The 25,045-nt window shown below is 54.9% G+C and carries 23 protein-coding genes, 5 tRNA genes and 1 other RNA gene; 24 read left to right on the top strand and 5 right to left on the bottom strand.

Annotated features, from left to right (window positions below):
• Positions 1 to 11: 11 nt before the first annotated feature.
• From wzzE to ACFL9S_RS14085, 17 genes are all read left to right on the top strand, one after another.
• Positions 12 to 1,040, top strand: coding sequence for an ECA polysaccharide chain length modulation protein (gene wzzE / locus ACFL9S_RS14165; protein WP_405262533.1), 1,029 nt, complete (start codon positions 12 to 14; stop codon positions 1,038 to 1,040).
• A gap of 48 nt (positions 1,041 to 1,088) precedes the next feature.
• On the top strand, positions 1,089 to 2,219 hold the full coding sequence (gene wecB / locus ACFL9S_RS14160) for a non-hydrolyzing UDP-N-acetylglucosamine 2-epimerase (protein WP_405262532.1): 1,131 nt from the start codon (positions 1,089 to 1,091) through the stop codon (positions 2,217 to 2,219).
• The gene (gene wecC, locus ACFL9S_RS14155; RefSeq protein WP_405262531.1) at positions 2,216 to 3,478 is read left to right on the top strand and encodes a UDP-N-acetyl-D-mannosamine dehydrogenase; all 1,263 of its coding nucleotides are present in this window, start codon (positions 2,216 to 2,218) and stop codon (positions 3,476 to 3,478) included. The genes wecB and wecC overlap by 4 nt, the downstream gene beginning before the upstream one ends.
• The gene (gene rfbB / locus ACFL9S_RS14150) at positions 3,475 to 4,542 is read left to right on the top strand and encodes a dTDP-glucose 4,6-dehydratase (protein WP_405262530.1); all 1,068 of its coding nucleotides are present in this window, start codon (positions 3,475 to 3,477) and stop codon (positions 4,540 to 4,542) included. The genes wecC and rfbB overlap by 4 nt, the downstream gene beginning before the upstream one ends.
• Positions 4,543 to 4,561: 19 nt before the next feature.
• Positions 4,562 to 5,443 (top strand): glucose-1-phosphate thymidylyltransferase RfbA, encoded by an 882-nt coding sequence (rfbA, locus tag ACFL9S_RS14145; RefSeq protein ID WP_405262529.1) that lies wholly within the window; start codon positions 4,562 to 4,564, stop codon positions 5,441 to 5,443.
• Positions 5,421 to 6,122 (top strand): dTDP-4-amino-4,6-dideoxy-D-galactose acyltransferase, encoded by a 702-nt coding sequence (rffC, locus tag ACFL9S_RS14140; RefSeq protein WP_405262528.1) that lies wholly within the window; start codon positions 5,421 to 5,423, stop codon positions 6,120 to 6,122. Before rfbA ends, rffC begins: the two co-directional genes overlap by 23 nt.
• A complete protein-coding gene (rffA, locus tag ACFL9S_RS14135) occupies positions 6,119 to 7,249 on the top strand; it encodes a dTDP-4-amino-4,6-dideoxygalactose transaminase (RefSeq protein ID WP_405262527.1) in 1,131 nt (376 codons plus the stop codon). Before rffC ends, rffA begins: the two co-directional genes overlap by 4 nt.
• 1 nt (position 7,250) lies before the next feature.
• Entirely contained in the window at positions 7,251 to 8,501 is a 1,251-nt protein-coding gene (gene wzxE / locus ACFL9S_RS14130) for a lipid III flippase WzxE (RefSeq protein ID WP_405262526.1), read from the top strand.
• Positions 8,498 to 9,574, top strand: coding sequence for a TDP-N-acetylfucosamine:lipid II N-acetylfucosaminyltransferase (locus ACFL9S_RS14125; protein ID WP_405262525.1), 1,077 nt, complete (start codon positions 8,498 to 8,500; stop codon positions 9,572 to 9,574). The genes wzxE and ACFL9S_RS14125 overlap by 4 nt, the downstream gene beginning before the upstream one ends.
• Positions 9,571 to 10,941, top strand: coding sequence for an ECA oligosaccharide polymerase (wzyE, locus tag ACFL9S_RS14120; RefSeq protein WP_405262524.1), 1,371 nt, complete (start codon positions 9,571 to 9,573; stop codon positions 10,939 to 10,941). The genes ACFL9S_RS14125 and wzyE overlap by 4 nt, the downstream gene beginning before the upstream one ends.
• A 10-nt stretch (positions 10,942 to 10,951) precedes the next feature.
• Positions 10,952 to 11,692, top strand: a complete 741-nt coding sequence (gene wecG, locus ACFL9S_RS14115) for a lipopolysaccharide N-acetylmannosaminouronosyltransferase (RefSeq protein ID WP_405262523.1) — start codon at positions 10,952 to 10,954, stop codon at positions 11,690 to 11,692.
• Between the two features lie 179 nt (positions 11,693 to 11,871).
• A tRNA-Arg gene (locus ACFL9S_RS14110) sits at positions 11,872 to 11,948 on the top strand.
• An 85-nt stretch (positions 11,949 to 12,033) separates the two neighbouring features.
• Positions 12,034 to 12,109, top strand: a tRNA-His gene (locus ACFL9S_RS14105).
• A gap of 27 nt (positions 12,110 to 12,136) precedes the next feature.
• Positions 12,137 to 12,223 (top strand) — tRNA-Leu (locus ACFL9S_RS14100).
• Positions 12,224 to 12,257: 34 nt separating this feature from the next.
• A tRNA-Pro gene (locus ACFL9S_RS14095) sits at positions 12,258 to 12,334 on the top strand.
• 91 nt (positions 12,335 to 12,425) lie between these two features.
• Positions 12,426 to 12,502 (top strand) — tRNA-Pro (locus ACFL9S_RS14090).
• Between the two features lie 36 nt (positions 12,503 to 12,538).
• Positions 12,539 to 12,659, top strand: a non-coding RNA gene (locus tag ACFL9S_RS14085) — RtT sRNA.
• Between the two features lie 52 nt (positions 12,660 to 12,711).
• On the opposite strand, the gene ACFL9S_RS14080 is transcribed toward ACFL9S_RS14085, so the two are convergent.
• Positions 12,712 to 13,296: an NAD(P)H-dependent oxidoreductase gene (locus ACFL9S_RS14080; protein WP_405262522.1), complete on the bottom strand. Its 585-nt coding sequence runs from the start codon at positions 13,294 to 13,296 to the stop codon at positions 12,712 to 12,714.
• Positions 13,297 to 13,375: 79 nt separating this feature from the next.
• Here ACFL9S_RS14080 and ACFL9S_RS14075 point away from each other — a divergent pair, with 79 nt between their 5' ends.
• A complete protein-coding gene (locus tag ACFL9S_RS14075) occupies positions 13,376 to 13,987 on the top strand; it encodes a TetR/AcrR family transcriptional regulator (RefSeq protein ID WP_405262521.1) in 612 nt (203 codons plus the stop codon).
• A 505-nt stretch (positions 13,988 to 14,492) separates the two neighbouring features.
• Here the strand turns inward: ACFL9S_RS14075 and hemY are convergent.
• The 4 genes from hemY to hemC form a co-directional block, all read right to left on the bottom strand.
• Positions 14,493 to 15,683, bottom strand: a complete 1,191-nt coding sequence (hemY, locus tag ACFL9S_RS14070) for a protoheme IX biogenesis protein HemY (protein WP_405262554.1) — start codon at positions 15,681 to 15,683, stop codon at positions 14,493 to 14,495.
• Between the two features lie 2 nt (positions 15,684 to 15,685).
• A complete protein-coding gene (gene hemX / locus ACFL9S_RS14065) occupies positions 15,686 to 16,825 on the bottom strand; it encodes a uroporphyrinogen-III C-methyltransferase (protein ID WP_405262520.1) in 1,140 nt (379 codons plus the stop codon).
• A gap of 80 nt (positions 16,826 to 16,905) precedes the next feature.
• Positions 16,906 to 17,649, bottom strand: coding sequence for a uroporphyrinogen-III synthase (gene hemD, locus ACFL9S_RS14060; protein WP_405262519.1), 744 nt, complete (start codon positions 17,647 to 17,649; stop codon positions 16,906 to 16,908).
• Positions 17,646 to 18,587, bottom strand: a complete 942-nt coding sequence (gene hemC, locus ACFL9S_RS14055) for a hydroxymethylbilane synthase (protein ID WP_405262518.1) — start codon at positions 18,585 to 18,587, stop codon at positions 17,646 to 17,648. The genes hemD and hemC overlap by 4 nt, the downstream gene beginning before the upstream one ends.
• A gap of 291 nt (positions 18,588 to 18,878) precedes the next feature.
• Between hemC and ACFL9S_RS14050 the strand changes: the two genes are divergently transcribed.
• The 6 genes from ACFL9S_RS14050 to yigB all read left to right on the top strand — a co-directional run bounded on the left by ACFL9S_RS14050 (position 18,879) and on the right by yigB (position 24,994).
• Positions 18,879 to 21,434, top strand: coding sequence for a class I adenylate cyclase (locus tag ACFL9S_RS14050; RefSeq protein WP_405262517.1), 2,556 nt, complete (start codon positions 18,879 to 18,881; stop codon positions 21,432 to 21,434).
• 182 nt (positions 21,435 to 21,616) lie between these two features.
• On the top strand, positions 21,617 to 21,817 hold the full coding sequence (locus tag ACFL9S_RS14045) for a lipoprotein (protein WP_405262516.1): 201 nt from the start codon (positions 21,617 to 21,619) through the stop codon (positions 21,815 to 21,817).
• 27 nt (positions 21,818 to 21,844) lie between these two features.
• A complete protein-coding gene (dapF, locus tag ACFL9S_RS14040; protein ID WP_405262515.1) occupies positions 21,845 to 22,669 on the top strand; it encodes a diaminopimelate epimerase in 825 nt (274 codons plus the stop codon).
• The gene (locus ACFL9S_RS14035; protein WP_405262514.1) at positions 22,666 to 23,373 is read left to right on the top strand and encodes a DUF484 domain-containing protein; all 708 of its coding nucleotides are present in this window, start codon (positions 22,666 to 22,668) and stop codon (positions 23,371 to 23,373) included. Before dapF ends, ACFL9S_RS14035 begins: the two co-directional genes overlap by 4 nt.
• Positions 23,370 to 24,278, top strand: coding sequence for a tyrosine recombinase XerC (gene xerC, locus ACFL9S_RS14030; protein ID WP_405262513.1), 909 nt, complete (start codon positions 23,370 to 23,372; stop codon positions 24,276 to 24,278). The genes ACFL9S_RS14035 and xerC overlap by 4 nt, the downstream gene beginning before the upstream one ends.
• Entirely contained in the window at positions 24,278 to 24,994 is a 717-nt protein-coding gene (gene yigB / locus ACFL9S_RS14025) for a 5-amino-6-(5-phospho-D-ribitylamino)uracil phosphatase YigB (protein WP_405262512.1), read from the top strand. The genes xerC and yigB overlap by 1 nt, the downstream gene beginning before the upstream one ends.
• The last annotated feature ends 51 nt before the right edge of the window (positions 24,995 to 25,045 follow it).

Genomic DNA, 25,045 nt, shown 5'->3' with positions numbered 1-25,045 from the left:
GAAACAGATGTATGACCTATCCTGACGCTGCAGATAACGAGCTGGATATTCGTGGCCTTTGCTGCACGCTATGGCGCGGTAAGTTATGGATTCTTGCGGGAGGTGTGCTCTTTGCGCTGCTTGCCTGGACCTATTCGCTGCTGGTGACGCCGAAATGGAGCACCACGGCGATTGTGGATCGGCCTACGGTGAATATGCTGTCCGGGTTTTATTCCCAGAAGCAGTTTCTCAACAATCTGGATATCCGTGCCGGCAGCCTGACCGTGGCTCCACCGACGGTGATGGATGAAGCGTATCAGGAGTTTATGATGCAGCTTTTTGCCTGGGATACGCGTCGTGATTTCTGGTTACAGTCCAGCTATTACCAGCAGCGTAAAAGCGGTAAGGCGCGTGAAGATGCAGCCTTACTGGATGAAATGATTGCTAATATCCAGTTCCAGCCCGCCGACAGTGCAAAAAATATCAACGATACCGTCAAGCTGATCGCGGAAACGGCAGCAGATGCGAATGCGCTGCTACGCCAGTATGTTGCCTTTGCCAATGCCCGTGCTACCACCCATCTCAATGAAGAACTCACGGCGGCCTGGGCTGCACGCAGCATCCAGTTAAAGGCACAGATCAAACGCCAGGAAGCGGTAGCCAAAGCTATTTACGACCGTCAGATCAACAGCATCGGACAGGCGCTGAAAATTGCGCAACAGCAGGGCTTCGAACAAGCGAAAACGCAGACCCCTTCGGAGCAATTACCGGACTCTGAAATGTTCATGCTCGGCAGGCCAATGTTGCAGGCGCGCCTGGAAAATCTGCGTGCAACGGGCCCGTCCTACGATCTGGAGTACGATCAAAACCGGGCCATGCAGGCGACGCTGAATGTCGGCCCTACGTTGGTAAAATCATTCCAGACCTGGCGTTATCTGCGCACACCGGAAGAGCCGGTAAACCGTGACAGCCCACGCCGTGTATTACTGATGATCATGTGGGGCACGGTAGGTGTGTTGCTGGGTGCCGGGACTGCGCTGGTGCGCCGCTCTCGCCGTTAAGGGCACTGAACAAGTGCTGTTAAACCATTTCGAATTAAGAGAGTCACGGTGAAAGTATTAACGGTTTTTGGCACGCGTCCCGAAGCGATAAAAATGGCACCCCTGGTGCATGCGCTGGCGCAGGACGAGGACATCGAGTCACGCCTGTGCGTGACCGCACAGCATAGGGAAATGCTCGATCAGGTATTGCACCTGTTTTCCATCGTGCCGGATTACGATCTTAATATCATGCAGCCTGGCCAGGGTTTGACCGAGATCACCAGCCGCATTCTGGAGGGATTGAAAACGGTGTTTGCCGATTTCACCCCAGATGTAGTGCTGGTTCACGGTGACACCACCACCACGCTGGCTGCCAGTCTTGCCGCTTTTTACCACCGAATTCCGGTGGGGCACGTAGAAGCAGGGTTGCGCACGGGTGACCTTTGGTCGCCGTGGCCAGAAGAAGCGAACCGCACGCTGACTGGCCATCTTGCCAGCTACCACTTCACGCCGACCAGCAATTCGCAGCAGAACCTGTTGCGTGAAAATCTGCCCGCATCGCGTATTTTCGTGACTGGCAACACGGTGATTGATGCGCTGTTTTGGGTACGTGATCGCGTACTCAGCGACGATGCGCTGAGAAATAGCCTGGCAGCCCGCTATCCTTTCCTGGATGCGGATAAGAAGCTGATTCTGGTCACCGGCCATCGTCGCGAAAGTTTCGGTGGCGGCTTTGAGCGCATTTGCAACGCGCTGGCTGAAATTGCACGCCTGCATCCGGACACGCAGATTGTCTATCCGGTGCATCTCAATCCGAATGTCAGTGAGCCGGTAAACCGCATTCTGCGGGGTATAGATAATATCATTTTGATTGAACCGCAGGAGTACCTGCCCTTTGTCTGGCTGATGGATCGCGCCTGGCTGATCCTGACGGATTCCGGTGGCATTCAGGAAGAAGCGCCCTCGCTCGGTAAACCGGTGCTGGTGATGCGTGATGCCACTGAACGCCCTGAGGCGGTCGCCGCGGGCACCGTCAAACTGGTGGGCACCGACGGCGCGAAGATCGTCAGCGAAGTGACTCGACTGCTCACCGATGAGGACGCGTGGCATGCAATGAGCCGCGCCCATAACCCGTACGGTGACGGGTTGGCCTGTCAGCGCATTGTGCAGGCCCTTAAAAATAATCGGATAACATTATGAGTTTCAATACCATTTCAGTGATCGGGCTGGGTTATATCGGCCTGCCTACCGCCGCCGCTTTTGCTTCACGCCAAAAGCAGGTGATCGGCATTGATATCAATGCGCACGCGGTGGAAACCATCAACCGCGGCGAGATCCACATTGTCGAACCGGATCTCGATCGTGTTGTGAAAACCGCTGTAGAAGGCGGCTGGTTACGCGCTGCTACGCAGCCACAGGCTGCCGATGCATATCTGATTGCGGTACCGACACCGTTCAAAGGCGACCACCAGCCGGATATGGCTTACGTACAGGCGGCGGCCGAGTCGGTTGCCCCGGTGCTGAAAAAGGGTGATCTGGTGATCCTGGAATCGACCTCACCGGTTGGCGCGACCGAACAGATGGCGGCATGGCTGGCGGCAGCCCGATCTGATCTGACGTTCCCACAGCAGGCAGGTGAAAACGCGGATATTCAGGTGGCCTATTGCCCGGAGCGCGTGTTGCCTGGCCAGGTGATGGTTGAACTGTTTAAAAACGATCGTGTGATTGGCGGCATGACGCCACGCTGTTCACAGCGCGCCTGCGATCTGTACAACATCTTCCTTGAAGGTGAGTGCGTGGTCACTAACTCGCGCACCGCTGAGATGTGCAAATTAACCGAGAACAGCTTCCGCGACGTCAATATTGCCTTCGCGAACGAGCTGTCGCTGATCGCGGCCGATCAGGGCATCAACGTCTGGGAGTTGATCCGGCTGGCCAATCGCCACCCGCGCGTCAATATTCTGCAACCTGGGCCTGGCGTGGGCGGGCACTGTATCGCGGTCGACCCGTGGTTTATTGTTGCGCAGAACCCGGTACAGGCACGGTTGATCCGCACTGCGCGTGAAGTTAACGACAGTAAGCCGCACTGGGTGCTGGAGCAGGTGCAGCGCCAGGTGGCCGATTGCCTGATGAGCAACAACACACGCGCCAGCGAGCTGAAAATCGCCTGTTTTGGTTTGGCGTTTAAACCCGATATTGACGACCTGCGGGAAAGCCCGGCAGTGCAGGTCACGAAAATGATTGCCGACTGGCATCAGGGCACCACGCTGGTGGTGGAACCTAACGTGCAGCAGCTTCCGGCAAAACTGCGGGACAGCGTGACGTTAGTGGCGCTGGAGGATGCGCTGCAACAGGCCGACGTGCTGGTGATGCTGGTAGATCATCGACAGTTTAAAGCCATTGATCCGACCGCTGTGAGCCAGCAATGGATTGTTGATACGAAAGGTGTCTGGCGATGAAACGTATTCTGGTGACGGGTGGGGCGGGTTTTATTGGATCTGCCGTAGTCCGTCATATTATCGCGACGACGGATGATCAGGTGCTGGTGCTGGATAAACTCAGCTACGCAGGCAACCTGGCCTCGTTAGCCCCTGTTGCGGATAACCCGCGCTTTGCCTTCGACAAAGTCGATATCTGCGACCGTATCGCGGTTGATAAGGCGATTGCTGCCTTTCACCCCGACCTGATTATGCATCTTGCTGCAGAAAGCCATGTGGATCGTTCGATTGACGGCCCGCTGGCGTTTATTGAAACCAATATTGTCGGTACTTATATGATGTTGGAGGCGGCTCGTCACTACTGGAGCAGGTTGCCAGCGTCAGAGAAATCAGCGTTTATTTTCCACCATATCTCAACAGATGAAGTGTTCGGTGACCTGGAAAACGACAGTGATTATTTCACTGAAAGCACTCCCTATGCGCCGAGCAGCCCCTATTCTGCCAGCAAGGCCAGCAGTGACCATTTAGTGCGTGCCTGGCACCGCACCTACGGCCTGCCGGTGATAGTCACCAACTGTTCCAATAACTATGGTCCGTATCACTTCCCGGAAAAGCTTATCCCGCTGATGATCATCAACGCGCTGGCAGGCAAACCGTTGCCGGTGTATGGCGATGGTGGACAAATTCGCGACTGGCTGTACGTTGACGATCATGCTCGTGCGCTGTACCAGGTCGTCACACGGGGTCAAGCCGGTGAAACCTACAATATTGGTGGCCACAATGAGCGGCGTAATATTGACGTGGTCGAGACTTTATGTGCATTGCTGGAAGAGCTTGCCCCACAGAAACCTGCGGGGATAAAGCAGTATCGTGATCTGATCACCTGGGTGACCGATCGTCCTGGCCACGATCGTCGCTATGCTATCGACGCGGGAAAAATTGAGCGTGAACTGGGCTGGCGACCTGAGGAAACGTTTGAAAGTGGTATGCGTAAAACAGTGAGTTGGTTTATCGACAACCAGGGCTGGTGGCAAAGCATCCTGGATGGCAGCTATCGGGTCGAACGTTTGGGCCTGTCATTATGAAAATGCAGAGGAGCCTGTAATGAAAGGTATCGTCCTTGCTGGTGGTTCCGGCACACGTCTGCACCCTATTACCCGTGGCATGTCCAAACAGTTGCTGCCGGTGTACGACAAACCAATGATTTATTACCCGCTGTCGGTACTGATGCTGGCGGGTATCCGTGACATTCTGATTATCACCACGCCCGAGGATAAACCGCACTACCAGCGGTTATTGGGGCAGGGTGAGGAGTTTGGTATCCACCTGACCTATGCTGAGCAGCCGAGCCCTGATGGTCTGGCGCAGGCGTTTATCATCGGTGAAGAATTTATTGATGGCGATAACTGCTGTTTGGTACTGGGAGATAACATCTACTTTGGCCAGGGTTTCAGCCCGAAACTGAAGCAGGTGGTGGCATCAACGACAGGTGCGACGGTGTTTGGCTATCAGGTGATGGATCCAGAGCGCTTTGGCGTGGTGGAATTTGATGATGACTTCCGCGCGTTGTCGATTGAAGAGAAGCCGAAGCAACCAAAATCTCGCTGGGCAGTGACAGGTCTCTACTTCTATGACAATCGTGTCGTAGAGTTTGCGAAACAGGTGCAGCCCTCTGAACGTGGTGAACTCGAAATCACCTCCATCAATCAGATGTACCTTGAGCGCGGTGAACTCAGTGTTCAGCTGCTGGGACGTGGTTTTGCGTGGCTGGATACCGGCACTCACGACAGCCTGATCGAAGCCAGCACCTTTGTGCAGACCGTTGAGAAACGCCAGGGGTTTAAAATTGCCTGCCTGGAAGAGATTGGCTGGCGCAACGGCTGGTTGTCTGACGAAGATGTGCGTCGCTCGGCCGATGCCCTGGCAAAAACCGGCTACGGCCAGTATTTATCCGATCTGCTCCATGTCCGTCCTCGCCAGTATTAAACCTCTGGCGTGGGAAAACGCCTTCTTCGGTTGTCACAGTGCCCTGCTTGAATTGCAGGGCGAAACACCGCTGGATAACGCACAGCTCGACAGCTATGCGCTGGTGCAGGTCAAAGTGCTGGCCCAACAGAGCGCCGAGCTGGATGCCCTGAGCGCACTGGGCTTTCGTCTGGTGGAAGGGGAAGCTGACTGCGTGCTGGGCATCACTCCTGTTGAACGCCCGACGGGCATTCGTATTGCCCGCGCAGAGCACATCCCCGCACTGCGTCAGGCAGCAGAAGAGGCATTCATCTACAGCCGTTTTCGCGCGCCCTGGTATGCGCCGGGTGACAGCGGACGCTTTTATGCGCAGTGGGTGGAAAATGCCGTACGCGGCACCTTTGATCACCAGTGCCTGCTGGCGGTGGATGAGCAGGGTGCAATGCAAGGCTTTGTCTCGTTGCGTGAACGGGAAGACGGCACTGCACGCATTGGCCTGCTGGCCGTGTTACCCGCCGCGCAGGGGCTGGGCATTAGTCAGCGGCTGATGAACGCGGCTAATGACTGGTGCCGCGCGCGCCGACTGACACGGCTTCATGTCGCAACGCAGCTCGGCAATGTTGCCGCGCTGCGACTCTATCTTCGCTGCGGTGGCGTGATTGAACGCACCGCTTACTGGTTATACAGGGAAACGCCATGATTCCGTTTAATGCGCCACCGGTGGTGGGAACTGAACTTGAATATATGCAGTCGGCAATGGGCAGCGGCAAACTCTGCGGCGACGGCGGTTTTACCCGTCGCTGCCAGCAGTGGATGGAACAGCGCTTCGGCAGTCGCAAAGTCCTGTTGACCCCATCCTGCACCGCATCGCTGGAGATGGCGGCCATTCTGATCGACATTCAGCCCGGTGATGAAGTGATCATGCCGAGCTATACCTTTGTCTCTACGGCCAACGCCTTTGTGCTGCGCGGTGCGACGATTGTGTTTGTCGATGTGCGCCCGGATACCATGAATATCGATGAGCGCCTGATTGAAGCGGCGATCACCGACAAAACCAAAGCTATTGTGCCGGTGCATTACGCGGGCGTTGCCTGCGAGATGGACACCATTATGGCGCTGGCGAAAAAGCATCAGCTGTGGGTGGTGGAAGATGCCGCACAGGGTGTGATGTCGACGTATAAAGGTCGGGCACTGGGCAGCATTGGCCATATCGGCTGCTTCAGCTTCCATGAAACCAAAAATTACACCGCCGGAGGCGAAGGCGGAGCAACGCTGGTCAACGACGCGGCGCTGGTTGAACGCGCTGAAATCATTCGTGAAAAAGGGACCAACCGCAGCCAGTTCTTCCGGGGCCAGGTGGATAAATACACCTGGCGTGATATCGGCTCCAGCTACCTGATGGCGGATTTGCAGGCGGCGTATCTCTGGGCACAGCTGGAAGCGGCGGAACGTATTAACCAGCAGCGTTTGCGCCTGTGGCAAAACTATCACGACGCATTGCTGCCACTTGCTACACGCGGACGTATTGAGCTGGCCAGCATTCCGGCGGACTGTGAGCACAATGCCCATATGTTTTATCTGAAGCTGCGCGACCATGAAGACCGCAGCGCGCTGATTGCATGGCTGAAAGAGGCCGAAATCCTGGCCGTGTTCCACTATATTCCGCTGCACAGCTCACCTGCCGGGCTGCGCTTTGGCCGCTTCCACGGTGAAGATCATTTCACCCAGACAGAGAGCGATCGCCTGCTGCGCCTGCCGCTGTTCTATAACCTTTCTGATAATAATCAGAAAACGGTGATCAACTCCTTACTGAGCTATTTCTCCTGATATGTCACTGGCAAAAGCGTCAGTGTGGACGGCAGCCTCCACGCTGGTAAAAATTGTCGCCGGTTTACTGGTGGTGAAAATGCTGGCGGTTTCATACGGGCCGGCGGGCGTCGGGCAGGCGGGGAATTTCCGTCAGTTGATTACTGTACTCGGTGTACTGGCCGGCGCGGGTATTTTTAACGGTGTCACAAAGTATGTGGCGCAGTATCAGCAGCAGCCCGAACAGCTGCGTGCCGTTACCGGCACCGCATCGTCAATGGTTCTGGGGTTCTCCTTGCTGCTGGCGCTGGTGTTTCTGCTGTTTGCCGCGCCAATCAGCCATGCGCTGTTTGGTCATGATCGCTATCAACAGGTGATCCGTATCGTCGCCTTCCTGCAAATGGGCATTGCCTGGGCGAATCTGGCACTGGCGATCATGAAAGGCTTTCGTGATGCGGCAGGCAATGCATGGTCGCTGATCATCGGTAGTCTGACGGGCGTTGCGGCGTGGTTTGTCTGCTACAAGCTGGGCGGGTACAGCGGCGCACTGATCGGGCTGGCGATGGTGCCTGCGCTGGTGGTGATACCGGCCGTGGTTTTGCTGGTGCGTCGCGAGCATCTGCCGATGCGCTATCTGCTGCCTGCCTGGCAGCCGGAGTTTGTGGCCCTGCTGGGTAAGTTTACGCTGATGGCGCTGATCACCGCTGTAACGCTGCCCGTGGCATGGATGATGATGCGTAACCTGCTGGCACAATATGCGGGATGGGAGCAGGTTGGCCTGTGGCAGGGCGTCAGCAGCATCTCTGATGCCTACCTGCAATTTATCACGGCCTCTTTTAGCGTGTATCTGCTGCCCACCTTATCGCGTTTGCAACACAAGGCGGAGATTTCACGTGAAATTCTGAAGGCGCTGCGCTTTGTGCTGCCAGTGGTTGCCGCCGTGAGTTTAACTGTCTGGCTGTTGCGCGATGTGGCTATCTGGCTGCTGTTCTCCCGTGAGTTTGCGGCCATGCGCGATCTGTTTGTCTGGCAGTTGATTGGTGATGTGCTCAAAGTGGGTTGCTACGTTTTTGGCTATCTGGTCATCGCGAAGGCATCGCTACGTTTTTATGTACTGACGGAAGTGAGCCAGTTTGTCTTACTCACCGGATTTTCCCGCTGGTTGATCCCGCTGCATGGTGCAGCCGGTGCGGCTCAGGCGTATATGGCGACCTATATCGCTTATTTTGCACTCTGTGCAGGCATGTTTATTATTTACTGTAGAAGAGTATGACCAGAGTAATCCATCTTTTAGGCTCAGATATTCCGCATCATAACCAGACGGTGTTGAGCTTCTTTGATCAACAGCTTCATGACGCGGCGCCTGTGACAGCCCCGCGCGAGTTCTGGGTGGTTAGCGCACAACCTGAGATGGCGCAGCCCTTTACCCGGCTGAACATCCGTGTTTTTGCGGATAAAGCAGCACTGGCCGCTGCCGTGATTGCCACCGGACGTCTTGAGCGCGATACGCGCTTTTTCTGCCACGGCCAGTTCAATCCTCGCCTGTGGCTGGCACTGTTGTCCGGCCAGCTAAAGCGCTCACAGATCTACTGGCATATCTGGGGGGCCGATCTGTATGAAGATTCAACCCACCTGAAATTCCGGTTGTTCTATCTGCTACGACGTCAGGCGCAAAAGCGAGTGGCACAGGTGTTCGCCACCCGAGGTGATATTAATCACTTTCACCAGCGGCATCCGGGCGTTCCGGCTTCTTTACTCTATTTCCCAACACGGCTGGCACAAAACGTGCAAGGCAGTGATGAGCCACAGGGGCCGCTAACGCTGCTGCTCGGAAACTCCGGGGATGCCAGCAACCGACATATTCAGGCACTGCACTCCATCCATCAGCAGTTTGGCAATAATGTGCGGGTGAAGGTGCCGCTGGGTTATCCCGCCAATAACGACGCGTATATCCAGCGCGTGCGTGATGCCGCTGCGGCGTTGTTTGCGCCGGACGTGGTGGAACTGCTGACGGAGAAGCTGGCGTTTAGCGACTATCTGCAACTGATCGCCCGTTGCCACCTTGGCTATTTTATTTTTGAACGCCAGCAGGGTATCGGTACGCTGTGTCTGTTGATGCAGGCCAATGTGCCCTTTGTGCTTAACCGCAAAAATCCGTTCTGGCAGGACCTGGCAGAACAACAGGTTCCTGTGCTGTTTGAGGGCGACCCGCTGGATGCAGCGACAGTGAAAGAAGCGCGGCGTCAGATGATGTTGCTGGATAAATCACATATTGCCTTTTTCGAGCCGGGCTACCTGAGCGGCTGGCAGCAGGCACTGCGTCTGGTAGAAGGGGACACCGCATGACGTTATTACAGTTTGCCGGGCTGCTGGTGGTGTATCTGTGCTGCGGTGGTTTTATTCTCACGCTGACGTGGCGCGAGTTTCGTCGTGTACGCTTTAATTTCAACGTGTTTTTCTCGTTGCTGTTCCTGCTGACCTTCTTCTTCGGCTTCCCGCTTACCTGCATGTTGGTGTTTGGTTTCGATGTTGCCGTGGTGCAGCCGGAATATCTGCTTCAGGCGTTACTGTCAGCGGGCTGTTTCTACGCGATTTACTACGTCAGCTATAAAACCCGGCTGCGGGCAAAGCATCAGGGGCCGCCACGTCAGGTGTTTACTATTAACCGCATTGAAGCCCATCTGACCTGGGGCATTCTGGCGCTGGTCGCGCTGGGAACCGTCAGCGTGTTCTTCCTGCATAATGGTTTTCTGCTGTTCAAGCTGCACAGCTACAGCCAGATTTTCTCGGCGGATGTCTCCGGCGTGGCGTTGAAGCGCTTCTTCTACTTCTTTATTCCTGCGATGCTAGTGATCTACTTCCTCAAGCAGGACAAGCGGAGCTGGCTGGTGTTTCTGGTCAGCACGGTGGCGTTTGGGCTGCTGACGTACATGATTGTCGGTGGCACCCGCGCCAACATCATTATTGCTTTTGCTCTGTTCCTGTTTATCGGCATTATTCGCGGCTGGATCACCCTGTGGATGTTAGTGCTGGCGGGGGTTGGCGGGATTGTCGGTATGTTCTGGCTGGCGCTGAAACGCTATAACCTGGATGTCAGCGGCTCGGAGGCCTTTTACACCTTCCTCTATCTGACGCGCGATACCTTCTCGCCGTGGGAGAACCTGGGCCTGCTGCTGCAAAACTACGACAAAATCGATTTCCAGGGGCTGGCGCCAATCTGGCGAGACTTTTACGTCTTTATTCCCAGCTGGTTGTGGCATGACCGTCCTTCTATTGTGCTCAACAGCGCTAACTACTTTACGTGGGAAGTGCTGGATAACCACTCCGGGTTGGCAATCTCTCCGACGCTGATCGGTTCGCTGGTCGTGATGGGCGGCGCACTGTTTATTCCGCTCGGGGCGATTGGCGTCGGGCTGATCATTAAGTGGTTCGACTGGTTGTATGAAAAAGGCCAGCAGGAGCCGAACCGCTATAAAGCCGCGATCCTGCAAAGCTTCTGCTTTGGTGCCGTGTTCAACATCATCGTGCTGGCGCGGGAAGGGCTGGATTCATTTGTTTCGCGTGTGGTGTTCTTCTGCGTGATTTTCGCTGTCTGTGTGGTGGTGGCGAAGTTGTTGTACTGGCTGCTGGATACTGCCGGGCTAATTCGTGCCCGTGTTCCGGTTCGTCCGATCTCGATCCAGCCGAAACCTTTGCCAGGCGATTTGTTTTGAAGGAATGTTCATGAGTGTTTCTGTAACCGTGCCGCAATACCAGATCCGCGGGATAGCGCTGTCAGGCTTTAGTGATATGGCGCAGTTTGTTGATTACCTCAATCAGCAGGGTGAGCTGAAAACCGGCACGCTGGTGGCGATCAACGCGGAGAAAGTGCTGACCGCAGAAGCTGACGCGGCGGTATCTCAGTTGATTGATGCGGCGGAATACAAATATGCCGATGGCATCAGTATTGTGCGCTCTATCCGCAAGAAGTATCCGCAGGCGCAGGTATCGCGTATTGCCGGAGCGGATCTGTGGGAGGCACTGATGCAGCGTGCCGGGCGTGAGGGAACGCCGGTGTTCCTCATTGGCGGCAAACCGTCGGTGCTGCTGCAGACCATCGATAAGCTGCGCCGCCAGTGGAATGTGAACATTGTCGGGTCGCAGGATGGGTTCTTCACGCCAGACCAGCGCGATGCACTGTTTACACGTATCCGGGAGAGTGGCGCGAAACTGGTGACGGTAGCGATGGGATCACCGCGACAGGAAATTCTGATGCGTGACTGCAAAGCCAGCTACCCGGATGCGCTGTATATGGGAGTGGGCGGCACCTACGACGTGTTTACTGGCCAGGTGAAGCGTGCGCCTAAGATATGGCAGCGAATGGGTCTTGAGTGGTTGTATCGCCTGATTTCGCAGCCTTCGCGCCTGAGGCGTCAGCTCAGATTGCTGAAATACCTTAAATATCACTGGCGCGGCGATCTTTAATTCGCAGGTCATTTTTGTCACTGAAAGGCCTTTTGTGCGATTTGAACGGGTGAAAAGGCCGAAAAACGCTGCTAGTTTAGACGTAATGCACAAAGCGTAATCAAACGCGTTTTTTTGTGAAAAAAGCACTGGACAGTCAGGTCTCTCCTCCGTAGTATGCACATCCGCAACGGCGCTACGCGCCCGTAGCTCAGCTGGATAGAGCGCTGCCCTCCGGAGGCAGAGGTCTCAGGTTCGAATCCTGTCGGGCGCACCATATTTTTTGTGCGCATATGAGCGGCGGTGGTAACATTTACCGCGTTAGTCAGTAGTAGAAAGAAGCAGTAAAGAAGTCAGGTATGGTGGCTATAGCTCAGTTGGTAGAGCCCTGGATTGTGATTCCAGTTGTCGTGGGTTCGAGTCCCATTAGCCACCCCAGACTTTAAGTACAAGATTTTGTCGTATGCGAAGGTGGCGGAATTGGTAGACGCGCTAGCTTCAGGTGTTAGTGTCTTAACGGACGTGAGGGTTCAAGTCCCTCTCTTCGCACCACAAAGTCTAAGCAGTAAAGAAGTGCCGCAGTATTCGGCGAGTAGCGCAGCTTGGTAGCGCAACTGGTTTGGGACCAGTGGGTCGGAGGTTCGAATCCTCTCTCGCCGACCAATTTAGAAAACCCTGCTGTAGCGGGGTTTTTGCTTAAAACCTGAGAGTTTTGAGCATAAAAAAAGAAAAGTAGTGGCATCAAAGAAGTATTCGGCGAGTAGCGCAGCTTGGTAGCGCAACTGGTTTGGGACCAGTGGGTCGGAGGTTCGAATCCTCTCTCGCCGACCAATTTAAGAAACCTGCTTGAAAAAGCAGGTTTTTTTTCGTCTGTACATAATGAGGATGAGAACCTCCGAAGGAGGTTTGAGCCGAGCGAAGCGAGACAACGTTGCTTCAGCAACGGCCCGCAGGGCGGCTCGAAGAGCCGTAATCCTACTCGCTACCAATTTAAGAAACCTGCTTGAAAAAGCAGGTTTTTTTTCGTCTTTTTATATCGTTTACGCCTGCCCCATTTTCCTTCCCAGCTCGCTCACATTTTGCAGTTCAACGCTCAGTGCCTCTCCGGGTGTTTGTAACAACAGCTCAGAAGTCAGCACCTTCGCACCACAAAAATCGAAAATCCCGTGATCGATCTGCGTTCTCATGGCAGCAAAGTAACCGTGGCGGGCATAAGTGCGCATATCTCCCGCGCCAATGGCGACCAGATGCACCTTCAGGCGCTGTAGTTTTTTCACCAGGCTCCCATCGGCATTGGCGTCATAAGCCCAGCCCTGAGTAAACACGCGATCAACCCAGCCTTTCAGCTGCGCAGGCATTGACCACCAGTAAATCGGGTAAACCAGTACAAGAGTATCTGCACGGTCGATCCTGCTCTGTTCAGCAACGATCTCCTCTGCTATTGATCCCTGCTGACGGAAGGCGGCCACATCATCAGCGGAGAAACGCGGGTCGAATCCTTCGGCGGCCAGATCGGCGATCTCAACGCTGCCGCCGGTTGACGCTATACCCTCCGCGAGCTGTCTGGCGATGTGATGTGTTAATGACTGGCTATCGGGATGAGAAACGACAATAAGGGTATGCATGGGAAGCCTCCGGCTTGCAGGTTGAACGAAGAAAAGATACGCTAATATACTATTGGTAAGTTACCTTTGGTATATAAGCATGTCAATCGACAAAAACTCTTCACCGTCGCCCCGGCGGCGTTTATCGCGTGAGGCGCGTTACCAGCAGCTCATTGAAACGGCATGGCAGCTCATTCGTACTGAGGGAACGGAAGCGTTAACGCTGGGCAGGCTGGCCGAGGAGTCAGGCGTCACTAAGCCGGTGGTGTATGATCATTTCGGTACACGTTCAGGTCTGTTCGCCGTGCTTTATCAGGCGTTCGACGCCCGCCAGAATGCGCTGTTTGATGCGGCATTAGCGCAAAGTGAAGCCACTTTGTCGGCCAGAGCGCAGGTGATGGCTGAATCTTATGTGAACTGTGTTCAGAAACAGGGGCGGGAGATACCGGGTATTATCGCCGCGTTGGTCGGTTCACCCGAGCTTGAGCAGATCAAGCGGGCCTACGAAGTGGCCTTTATCGAGAAATGTCGCGAAACGCTGACGCCTTTCACTGGGGGTAAAGCATTATCGAATGCCGGTTTGTGGGCCATGCTGGGTGCTGCTGAATCGGTGGCTTACGCGTCCACACGTAATGAAATCACCGGGCAACAGGCGCGGGATGAGCTGTACGCTGTCATTGTGGCACTGGTCGAACGCAGCGTAAGAATATAATGTCAGTTTGTCGCTACATTGAGACATATAACAATCTGTTTTATAAGCAATTTACCTAAATATGCGTTGTCCGTCTCTGAATGGAGACGTACCCTATGCGATTGTGTTGGTTTGCAGCGACACCTGACAAGCGCAATAAAGCCGCTTAAATAAAGATTAATGATTTAAATATCAGTGATGTAATAAAATTATCGCACGTGAATTGCAAATCTGGCACGCGCTATGCAAGAATATCCCCGTAGATGCTCATTCCACCTCTTATGTTTGCTGATGCTTCATAAACCTGGGAATGACGCAGAGCCATTTTACGGTACCTGTTGTCCAGCCAGCCAATATCGCTAACGTCTTATTGGATCTATCGGGCAATACGTTGAGTCAGGTACCAATCGGTTGTCTTAACCGACCTGAAAATTTGCACCTGTCTTATGACAGGTGTTTTTTTTTGTGTGGTTTCAGGCATAAAAAAAGCCGGGCATTGCCCGGCTTGTGTGGTGCTGTTACAACGTTATGGGTTGTTTTTCAGTGTGAGTAACAGACCGTCACGGCGCATTGATGCGGCTTCTTCCGGCTTGTGCTGACGATCCAACGTATCAGCCAGCCAGGCGTAGTCGAAGGCATCCGGGCGCTGTTGCAGCGCGGCACGGAAGGACTCAGCAGCCTGTTCCCATTCACCGTGCTGCATCAGCAGTTGACCCAACGTACTGTGCAATAGCGGTGTCGCACCGTGTTGCTTGATCTGCTGCCGCAGTGTTTTCTCCAGCTGTTCCGGGTGACTCGTTTTCAGTCGTGGCATCAGCAATACCAGGCGCTCATCGTACTGACGCTTCAAACCATCCAGCACGATTTGCTGTGCGGTATCGTGGTCATTACAGACGATAAGATGGTCCGCCATTGCAACCTGTAAAGCGGGGTCATGACGCGTTTTTCGGCTCTGGTTCTGCCACCAACGCTTCAGACCATCACTACCCTGATCGGCCATTGCCTGGCTCATCAGGCCCAGCCATGACTGCTGTTGTAGCTCGAGGCGATGGGCTTCATTCCCCAACTGAATTTTCTCCATTGCAGGCAGAATATCCAGTAGTGCGCCCCAGGCATGAGTGCGCAGATAAGCCTGCTCAGCCAGACGCAGAACTTCAGGGTGGCGTGGCGCAATCTCCAGCAGACGATCAATACCGTGGCGTGCGGCGTGATCTTCATTGCGTGCCAGTTGAATGCGTACGCGTGTGATCTCGACCGGTATCGGGTCACCCTCGTTTAATTCGGTGGCACGTTCCAGATGCTGATTGGCGCGTATCTCGTCACCGCGCTGTTGAGCGGCTTCCGCGGCCAGCAGGTAGTTCACCATCGGCTGTTCAGCGTGGTCGGCATTACGTGACAGCAGTTTTTCTACCTGCTGATAATCACCTTCCGCCAGTTTGATCAACGCCGCATTGGTATGCTTATGCGCGCTGCGGCGTTTGCGGCCGCTAAACCAGCCACGGGTGCGTGCACCGGTGCGGAAAAGGCGACGGAGCAGCCATTCGATAGCCAGAATGACGATCAGCGTCAGGATCAGCATGATCACCAGGGCAGTCACACTGGTTTTAATATCCCAGTTGTCGGTCTGGATCAGGACAAATCCCTGATGACCCGCAATCACGGGACCCAGCACAATACCGGCAATTAACAGCAGGAAAAGCAGAAGCACTTTCAACATCATTATTCTCCCTGCTGCTGAGATGAAGCTGACTGTGCGGCTGGCTGTGCCAGCAGGTTACGCACGCGTGTCTCCATCAATTTATCCAGCAGTGGCTGGCTTTGCAGTGCTTCTGGAACATCCATTGAAACGCTCTGCTGGCTCAGTTCATCCAACTGGCTGAGGAAGGCTTTGGTATTGGGATCGTTGCTGTCAAACCAGGCTCGGGTCCAGGCGGAAACCGTGTCGATAGACTGTTTAAAGATTTCATCCTGATGACGCGGTACGGCCTGAGCAGCAATGAGCAGGCGTGAACGGATATTCTCACGTAAATAAATATCCTGGTCCGGTGCCATCAGCGGCTCTGCGGTGGCATCACGACGACGGATGGTGATGAAATCGTCCATAAAATTATGCCAGCTTTTCACCAGATTCTGACGCCACTCACGCAGCGAAGAGGAAAGCTCATTGCTGTCGGCATCCATCGGCTCATTATCGCTGTCATTATCGGCGATACGCAGATTATCAACATCGTTAGACAATTGGTTTAATTTGAGGATCACGCCATCGTAATCGACCTGGCTGAGAGCGGACAGGGTGCTGATGTCATGCGTCAGCGCGCGGCGGGCATCGATCAGGCTCGGATCGTTCATATCGGCCAGGCTGGCATCCGCACTTTTCAGCAGCGCTGCTGCGGTCGTGACGTCCTGATCGCTCCACAACTTACGTCCGGCCATTTTGACCAGGTAGTCAGCCTGCGCCAGCATCCATGTCTGGGCATCGCTGCCTGAGATGGTGGCGACCTTCTGTTTCAGTTCATCCAACTGCTGGCTGGTGGCAGCCTGCTGCTGACGGGCGGTATCCAGGGCGCTGGTTTGCGTTGCCAGTCGCTGTTCCAGTGACTGTTTGTCACTGAGCGCTGACTGCTGCAGGTCGGATAGCTGTAAGGCGAGCGCCTGGCTGGCTGCGGCCTGCTGTTGTATTTGATGGTTTCCATACAGATAGAGACCCGCACCCACGGCCAGTGCAATCGCGATGGCGACAGTGCCAAGAACCGCACCACTGTTTTTTACTTTACGTGGTGATGGTGATTCAGATGTTGAGTTATCAACCGCTGGGGTAGTCTCTTCAACCATGGCGGAGGAATCTTTGTGTTCCGTCATAATGGCTCATCCCATATTTAAGTGTGTTGTATACCTTCGGCATTGACGTTTCATTGCTCACGCAAAATCCGTACGGCCTTTTAAAGGTATAGCGCGCGCAATAGCGCGTCATTATCGGCACCCCCGGCGACACAAATGTTCGCCCAGCCCAATTCCCGGGCCAGAGTAGCCAAACGTTCACTGACGACAACCAGCCGACAGTGCAGGAGCCATTCATCCCGATCAACATCGGGGAACAGCTGGTAAAGCTGTTGCAGCATTTCACCACTGGTCACGACCAGGGTATCAATGCCGCAATTACGCCAGCGTCGGCCTTCTTCCGCGCCGTGATAATGTTTTTCACAACGTTGATAGCACTCAATGAACTCTACCTGAGCGCCACGGGCAAGCAAAGTTTCTGCCAGTAATTCCCGTCCACCGTTGCCGCGCAGAATAAGGGCGCGTTTGCCAACCACCGCTTGCAGGGCCGGAAGCTGAATCAGCACTTCGCTGATTTCCTGCTCGTGTGGCCAGACGACGTTATGGCCGCTGACAGCATGCAGCGCCAGCGCTGTCGTGCGGCCTATAGCATAATAGTTCAGGTTGGCAGGCCATGTTGCTCCAGCGGCAGAGAGCGCGGGCTGGGCATAATGGATCGCGTGCTGTGACAAGATAAAGACCAGATCGCCTGCCGCCAGCGAGCGCAATCGCTCAGGCAGGGTATCCAGTTGGGTTCCCGGCGTAAACTCAATCAACGGGAACGTCCAGGCCACCTGACCGCGCGTGCGCAGACGGCTGACCAGCTCTTCTGCGGCCGGTGATGGGCGGGTGACCAGAATCGTCATGCTGGGGGATTTCCCTGGTAGACCTCAGCGAGAATGTCACGCGCGCCGTTATCCAGCAGTTCTTCCGCCAGCGAAATACCCATTTTTTCTGCATCTGCACGCGGGCCGCGACGTTCACCACGGACCATCAGGCTGCCGTCTGGCGCACCAACCAACCCCCGTAGCCACAGTTGATCGCCTTCCAGCAGCGCATAGCTGCCGATCGGGACCTGGCAACCCCCTTCCAGTCGGGTATTCATGGCACGCTCTGCCCGTACCCGGCAGGCGGTGTCGTCGTGATTCAGCGCAGAGACCAGCCCAATAACCCAGTCATCGTCGAGGCGGCATTCGATGCCTACCGCGCCCTGGCCCACCGCCGGAAGAGACTCCTCAGCAGGCATGATCTGACGAATGCGATCGCCCAGACCCAGACGCTTCAGCCCGGCTACGGCAAGGATAATGGCATCATATTCACCAGCATCCAGCTTGCCCAGGCGAGTGCCAACATTGCCACGTAGCGAACGGATAATCAGATCCGGGCGACGTGCGCTAAGCTGACACTGGCGGCGCAGGCTGGAAGTGCCGACAATCGCGCCCTGCGGTAAGTCATCCACAGACGCATAATGATGAGAAACAAAGGCATCGTGCGGGTCTTCACGCTCGCAGATGGTGGTTAATCCCAGGCCCGGAGGGAAGTCGACCGGCACGTCTTTCATCGAATGCACGGCGATATCGGCGCGATCTGACAGCATGGCTTGTTCCAGTTCTTTTACGAACAGGCCTTTACCGCCGACTTTCGCCAGAGGAGTATCGAGGATCACATCCCCGCGTGTAACCATAGGCACCAGATCAACGCGCAGTCCTGGATGGGCGGCGATTAAACGCTGCTGAACATACTCTGCCTGCCACAGCGCGAGTGGACTTTGTCGGGTGGCAATTCTTAAAATTTTGTCTAACATGCTTGATACCGTTTTGATCGTTCACTGATTATCCTATCATTGAACCGGGAATGCTGTCAGTTAAACGGCGGTACACGGAGGTATTGCATCGGGCTGCTCGCAAAATGTGCTAGGCTGTAGGTAGCGCAACTTTCTTTACGGTCAATCTGCCAGGTGTTAGATTGATCACGTTTCCAGCAATAATCTGCACGACTATTTTTAAAGCAAGCGGCAGATTTTGGAAACCGAACTTTTATATACCCTCGTTAGTCCAACAAGGGTATAGGCACTGGGATAATCAGGCGAGACGTCTTGTACCTCTACATTGAGACACTGAAACAGAGACTGGATGCCATTAACCAGCTGCGCGTTGATCGCGCGCTGGCGGCCATGGGGCCTGCGTTCCAACAGGTATACAGTCTGCTGCCGACCTTATTACATTATCATCATCCGCTGATGCCGGGTTACTTCGAAGGTAACGTTCCACATGGCATCAGCTTCTACACGCCTGATGAAAGTCAAAAATTCTATCTGGATGATTTGGAAGGGAAATCCGGATCTGCCGCTGCTATTCCTCCTCAGGGCGAGATGCCGATTACCGGCGTCTACTCCATGGGCAGTACTTCATCCGTCGGCCAGAATGATACCTCCGATCTCGATATCTGGGTCTGCCACCAGTCATGGCTGGACAATGACGAACGCCTGAGCCTGCAGAAAAAATGCACCCAGTTGCAAAAGTGGTGCGCTGCCATGGGCGTTGAGGTGAGCTTCTTCCTTATTGATGAAAACCGTTTTCGCCATAACGAAAGCGGCAGCCTCGGCGGCGAAGATTGCGGTTCCACTCAGCATATTCTGTTGCTGGATGAATTTTATCGCACGGCGGTGCGCATGGCGGGTAAACGTATTCTGTGGAATATGGTGCCACGCGAAGAAGAAGAACATTACGACGACTATGTGATGTCGCTGTATCAGCAGGGTGTGTTGACGCCAAACGAATGGCTGGACCTCGGTGGTCTGGGCACGCTGTCGGCTGAAGAGTATTTCGGTGCCAGCCTGTGGCAGCTGTATAAGAGCATCGACTCGCCTTACAAGGCGGTGTTGAAGACGCTGCTGCTGGAAGCCTATTCCTGGGAATACCCTGCAACGCATCTGCTGGCGATGGATATCAAACAACGCCTGCATGACGGTGAAATTGTCTCCTACGGGCTTGACCCCTACTGCATGATGCTGGAGCGGGTGACTCACTATCTCACCAGCATTGACGATCATGCGCGCCTTGATCTGGTGCGGCGCTGCTTCTATCTCAAAGTATGTGAAAAACTGTCGATTGCGACGGAAGACACGGGCTGGCGTCGCGAAATTCTTGGCCAGCTGGTCAAAGAGTGGGGCTGGGATAATGCCCGCCTGGCGATGCTCGACAGCCGTGCAGACTGGAAAATAAGCCAGGTACGTGAAGCCCATAATGAACTGCTGGATGCGATGATGCAGAGCTATCGCAACCTGATTCGTTTTGCGCGCCGTAACAACTTAAGCGTCAGCGCCAGCCCGCAGGATATCGGCGTGCTGACGCGTAAGCTGTACGCAGCCTTTGAAGCGCTGCCAGGGAAGGTCACCCTGCTTAACCCGCAGATTTCGCCCGACCTGTCTGAATCGCACCTGACCTTTATTCACGTGCCGAATGGCCGCGCTAACCGCGCAGGCTGGTATCTGTATAACCAGTCGCCAGACATGAGTTCGATCATCAGCCATCAGCCGCTGGAATATAACCGCTACCTTAACAAGCTGGTGGCCTGGGCGTGGTTTAACGGCCTGCTGACCAGCAAAACGCGCCTGCATATTAAAGGGAACGAGATCTGCGATCTTGCCCGTTTGCAGGAGCTGGTGTCCGACGTTTCGCATCACTTCCCGCTGCGTCTGCCTTCGCCTACGCCGAAGGCGCTTTACAGCCCATGCGAAATCCGTCATCTGGCGATTATCGTCAATCTTGAATATGACCCGACGGCGGCCTTCCGCAATCAGGTGGTGCATTTCGATTTCCGTAAGCTGGATGTGTTCAGTTTTGGTCAGCAGCAGCAGTGCCTGGTCGGCAGTGTCGATTTGTTGTACCGCAACTCGTGGAATGAAGTGCGTACGCTGCATTTCAACGGTGAGCAGGCCATGATTGAAGCGCTGAAAACTATTCTGGGCAAAATGCACCAGGACGCTTCACCGCCAGATTCCGTCGAAGTGTTCTGCTACAGCCAGCACTTGCGCGGGTTGATTCGTACTCGTGTGCAGCAACTGGTGTCCGAATGCATTGAACTGCGTCTTTCCAGCACGCGTCAGGAGCCTGGTCGATTTAAAGCCGTACGCGTGGCGGGCCAGACGTGGGGACTGTTCTTTGAGCGCCTCAGTGTTTCGGTACAGAAGCTGGAAAATGCGGTCGAGTTCTACGGCGCTATTTCGAATAATAAACTGCACGGTCTGTCACTGAAGGTGGAAACCGATCAGGTTCACCTGCCTGCGGTGGTGAATGGCTATGCGAGTGAAGGTATCATCCAGTTCTTCTTTGAAGATACGCTGGACGATCACGGCTTTAATATCTATATCCTTGACGAAACAAACCGCGTTGAGGTGTATCACCATTGTGAAGGCAGTAAAGAGGAGCTGGTGCGTGATGTCAGCCGTTTCTACTCCTCCTCACATGACCGCTTCACCTACGGTTCCAGTTTCATCAACTTCAACCTCCCGCAGTTCTACCAGATTGTGCGTGTGGATGAACGTTTCCAGGTCATTCCCTTTCGTAGCCAGGCCCTGACACAACTCTGTGCAGCATTACCGGATGATGCGGCCAGCGAAGAGTACGCCCGGCGTTATCAGATGCATTAAGCACCACCCTTCATCACCCGGATCACTTTACATCCCAGTCTTTCCATAACGCCTTGCTGTTACGCGTTGTCGTCATCTGCATGAGGTTAACGATGCAGCAGGGATTGCGCTTTTCCTGTTGCTTTTCGAACTTCACCTGCGATGATAGACAACCAAAAGGCATCAATGACGAGCACATGAGAATGAAGAAAAGAATTTGCCAGCTGGCCGTGATACTGGCCGTCACCAGCCTGGCGGGATGTGGATTAAAAGGGCCGCTCTATTTTCCGACAGATGAGCAGGCTAACCCACAAACAACTCAGACAACCCCTGCAACGCAGTCTGGCAATCAGGCGCAACAACCTGCCACGACCAGCGGACAGAGTGTGCAACCGGCTCAGTAAACTATGACGCACTCGGCGGAGCAGAAAATGCAGTTCTCAAAAATGCACGGTCTCGGTAACGACTTTATGGTGGTCGATGCCGTGACGCAGAATGTCTATTTCTCACCAGAACTGATCCGCCGTCTGGCCGATCGTCACATGGGGATCGGTTTTGATCAGCTGCTGATCGTCGAACCGCCTTACGATCCCGATCTTGATTTCCATTATCGTATTTTTAATGCCGACGGCAGCGAAGTGGCGCAGTGCGGCAACGGCGCACGCTGTTTTGCCCGCTTTGTGCGCATGAAAGGGCTGACCAATAAAAATGATATCCGCGTCAGCACGCAAACTGGCCGCATGGTGTTAAGCGTCAACCAGGATGAACTGGTGTGCGTGAACATGGGCGAACCCAACTTCGAACCCCAGCAGGTGCCTTTCCGTGCTAACAAAGCGGAAAACATCTATCTGATGCGCGTTGCTGAACAAACGGTGATGTGTGGTGTGGTGTCGATGGGTAACCCGCACTGCGTGTTACAGGTTGATAGCGTAAAAACCGCCACGGTAGAGGCGCTGGGCCCGGTGCTGGAAAGCCACGAACGTTTTCCTGAGCGGGTCAACGTCGGCTTTATGGAAGTGGTCAGCCGCGAACATATCCGTCTGCGTGTGTATGAACGCGGCGCGGGCGAAACCCAGGCCTGTGGCAGCGGTGCATGCGCTGCCGTTGCGGTTGGGATACAGCAGACATTGCTGGCGGAAAAAGTGCGGGTTGATCTGCCTGGTGGCACGCTCAATATCGCCTGGAAAGGTCCGGGGCATCCCCTGTATATGACCGGTCCGGCCACTCACGTTTATGACGGGTTTATTCATTTATGAAAAATGTCGGGGAACAACAGTACACTGGCGAAATCTTGCTAGACGATCGCACGGTTAGTGAGTTCCTGCTGCAAAATCCAGACTTCTTTATCCGCAATGCCCGCCAGGTCGAGCAGATGATCGTGCCGCATCCGATCCGCGGTACTGTCTCGCTGGTGGAGTGGCAACTGGCGCGTCAGCGCAATCATATTCACCAGCTGGAAGAAGACATTACGCTGTTGATGGAGCAGGCGAGCGCCAATCAGCAGCTGTTTGATCGGCTGTTCGCCCTGCAAGGGCGTCTGGCCTCGGCCACCAGTCTGCATGACATGCTTAACCGCCTGCATCGCTGGGCGCGTGAATTTGGCCTCGCGGGGGCTAATATCCGCCTGTTCGGTGAGAAATGGCGCATCGGTGCCCCTTCCGACTTTACGCAACTGGCGCTGCCGCGTCAGGCATTTGAATCCGTGCGCATTCAGCGTTTGGGCAAGCAGAATCACTATCTCGGCAGCCTTAATGGCCCGGAATTGCTGTTACTGCTGCCGCAGGCAAAAGCCATCGGCTCGGTCGCGATGTCGTTGCTGGGTGAAGAGGGTGACCTCGGCGTGCTGATTTTCAGCAGCCGTGATAATCAGCATTATCAGGCAGGTATGGGCACGGTGTTGTTACAGCATCTGTCGCTGATGCTGCCCCAGCTGCTGTCACGCTGGATAGAGCGCGCGTGAGCAGCGAGTCGCCTCTGCTGCCAGCCGTAGAGGGCTTCCTGCGTTATCTTAAAGTGGAGCGTCAGCTCAGTCCGCTGACTCAAGAGAGCTATCAGCGGCAGCTCAATGCCATCATTGTTTTGCTGGATGAATTGAAAGTGAGTGACTGGCCACGGCTGGATGCCGCCCTGGTGCGCTCGCTGGCGGCGCGCAGCAGCCGCAGTGGGTTGAAGCCCGCAAGCCTGGCGCTCAGGCTTTCCGCATTACGCAGCTTCCTCGACTGGCTGATTAGCCAGGGTGTTATCAAAGCGAACCCGGCGAAAGGTGTTGCTACGCCGCGTGCTGCACGCCATCTGCCCAAAAATATTGATGTCGATGAAGTTGATCGGCTGCTGGATATTGACCTCAATGACCCGCTGGCCGTGCGCGATCGCGCGATGCTGGAGGTGATGTACGGCGCCGGTTTGCGTTTGTCCGAACTGGTGGGCATTGACCTGAGCCATCTTGACCTGGCTTCCGGTGAAGTGTGGGTGATCGGTAAAGGCAGCAAAGAACGCCGTCTGCCGATTGGCCGTACCGCCGTTCACTGGATTGAGCACTGGATGGTGCTGCGTGAACTGTTTGCACCGGAGGACAATGCGTTATTCCTGTCGAAGCAGGGCAAGCGCATTTCAGCGCGTAACGTACAAAAGCGCTTTGCCGAGTGGGGCGTCAAACAGGGGCTGTCCAGCCATGTTCATCCGCACAAACTACGCCATTCATTTGCTACCCATATGCTTGAATCCAGTGGTGATTTGCGTGCCGTGCAGGAGCTGCTCGGGCATGCCAACCTGACCACCACGCAAATCTATACCCATCTCGACTTTCAACACCTGGCGTCGGTTTACGATGCTGCCCATCCCCGTGCGAAACGAGGAAAATCCTGATGCACTTTTACCGGCCTTTACGCCCTGTTGCGGCAATGACCTTCGATCTTGATGACACGCTGTATGACAACCACCCGGTGATCCTGCGGACCACGCGGGAATCACACAGCGCGCTACAGGCGTATCATCCTGCGCTGAAAGACTACAGCGTGGCGCAGTATCAGCAGGTGCGTGACCGCCTGCTGGCCGCCGAACCTGACATTTATCATGATGTCAGCGAGTGGCGTCGTCGCGCTGTTGAGCAGGTTATGCTGGATGTGGGGTTGCCGCCAGCGCAGGCGCTGAGCGGTTCGCATGATGTCATGGCCGTCTTTGCCCGCTGGCGCAGCGAGATTGATATGCCTGAAGAGACACACGCCACGCTGGCGGCTCTGGCTCAGCGCATCCCGCTGGTAGCGATCACTAACGGTAATGCACAACCCCATCTTTGTGGCCTGGATAAGTATTTCCAGTTTACCCTGCGTGCCGGGCCGGATGGCCGCGCTAAGCCTTTCCAGGATATGTACCAGCTGGCGGCAGAGCGGTTGAATCTGCCCGCTGAAAATATCCTGCATGTGGGTGACGATCTCACCACGGATGTCGCCGGAGCGATTCGCTTCGGGATGCAGTCATGCTGGATTAACCTGCGTGAAGGCAACCTGATGCATATCAACGATACCCGCCTGCTTCCCACGCTGGAAATTTCCCGGTTGGCATCGCTGACCGCATTGATATAATAAGCTGGTTAAATATCCAGTGGGCGGCCTGATGCTGCCCCCGATCCCCGA

It is taken from the genome of Erwinia sp. AnSW2-5 (assembly GCF_045107195.1).
Lineage (GTDB): Bacteria > Pseudomonadota > Gammaproteobacteria > Enterobacterales > Enterobacteriaceae > Erwinia.
This window is presented reverse-complemented; position numbering and strand designations above follow the sequence as displayed.

Coding starts and splice junctions, on each gene's coding strand:
- wzzE (WP_405262533.1), top strand. CDS start 12: ATGACCTATCCTGACGCTGCAGATAACGAGCTGGATATTCGTGGCCTT.
- wecC (WP_405262531.1), top strand. CDS start 2,216: ATGAGTTTCAATACCATTTCAGTGATCGGGCTGGGTTATATCGGCCTG.
- rfbB (WP_405262530.1), top strand. CDS start 3,475: ATGAAACGTATTCTGGTGACGGGTGGGGCGGGTTTTATTGGATCTGCC.
- rfbA (WP_405262529.1), top strand. CDS start 4,562: ATGAAAGGTATCGTCCTTGCTGGTGGTTCCGGCACACGTCTGCACCCT.
- rffC (WP_405262528.1), top strand. CDS start 5,421: ATGTCCGTCCTCGCCAGTATTAAACCTCTGGCGTGGGAAAACGCCTTC.
- rffA (WP_405262527.1), top strand. CDS start 6,119: ATGATTCCGTTTAATGCGCCACCGGTGGTGGGAACTGAACTTGAATAT.
- wzxE (WP_405262526.1), top strand. CDS start 7,251: ATGTCACTGGCAAAAGCGTCAGTGTGGACGGCAGCCTCCACGCTGGTA.
- ACFL9S_RS14125 (WP_405262525.1), top strand. CDS start 8,498: ATGACCAGAGTAATCCATCTTTTAGGCTCAGATATTCCGCATCATAAC.
- wzyE (WP_405262524.1), top strand. CDS start 9,571: ATGACGTTATTACAGTTTGCCGGGCTGCTGGTGGTGTATCTGTGCTGC.
- wecG (WP_405262523.1), top strand. CDS start 10,952: ATGAGTGTTTCTGTAACCGTGCCGCAATACCAGATCCGCGGGATAGCG.
- ACFL9S_RS14080 (WP_405262522.1), bottom strand. CDS start 13,296: ATGCATACCCTTATTGTCGTTTCTCATCCCGATAGCCAGTCATTAACA.
- ACFL9S_RS14075 (WP_405262521.1), top strand. CDS start 13,376: ATGTCAATCGACAAAAACTCTTCACCGTCGCCCCGGCGGCGTTTATCG.
- hemY (WP_405262554.1), bottom strand. CDS start 15,683: ATGTTGAAAGTGCTTCTGCTTTTCCTGCTGTTAATTGCCGGTATTGTG.
- hemX (WP_405262520.1), bottom strand. CDS start 16,825: ATGACGGAACACAAAGATTCCTCCGCCATGGTTGAAGAGACTACCCCA.
- hemD (WP_405262519.1), bottom strand. CDS start 17,649: ATGACGATTCTGGTCACCCGCCCATCACCGGCCGCAGAAGAGCTGGTC.
- hemC (WP_405262518.1), bottom strand. CDS start 18,587: ATGTTAGACAAAATTTTAAGAATTGCCACCCGACAAAGTCCACTCGCG.
- ACFL9S_RS14045 (WP_405262516.1), top strand. CDS start 21,617: ATGAAGAAAAGAATTTGCCAGCTGGCCGTGATACTGGCCGTCACCAGC.
- dapF (WP_405262515.1), top strand. CDS start 21,845: ATGCAGTTCTCAAAAATGCACGGTCTCGGTAACGACTTTATGGTGGTC.
- ACFL9S_RS14035 (WP_405262514.1), top strand. CDS start 22,666: ATGAAAAATGTCGGGGAACAACAGTACACTGGCGAAATCTTGCTAGAC.
- yigB (WP_405262512.1), top strand. CDS start 24,278: ATGCACTTTTACCGGCCTTTACGCCCTGTTGCGGCAATGACCTTCGAT.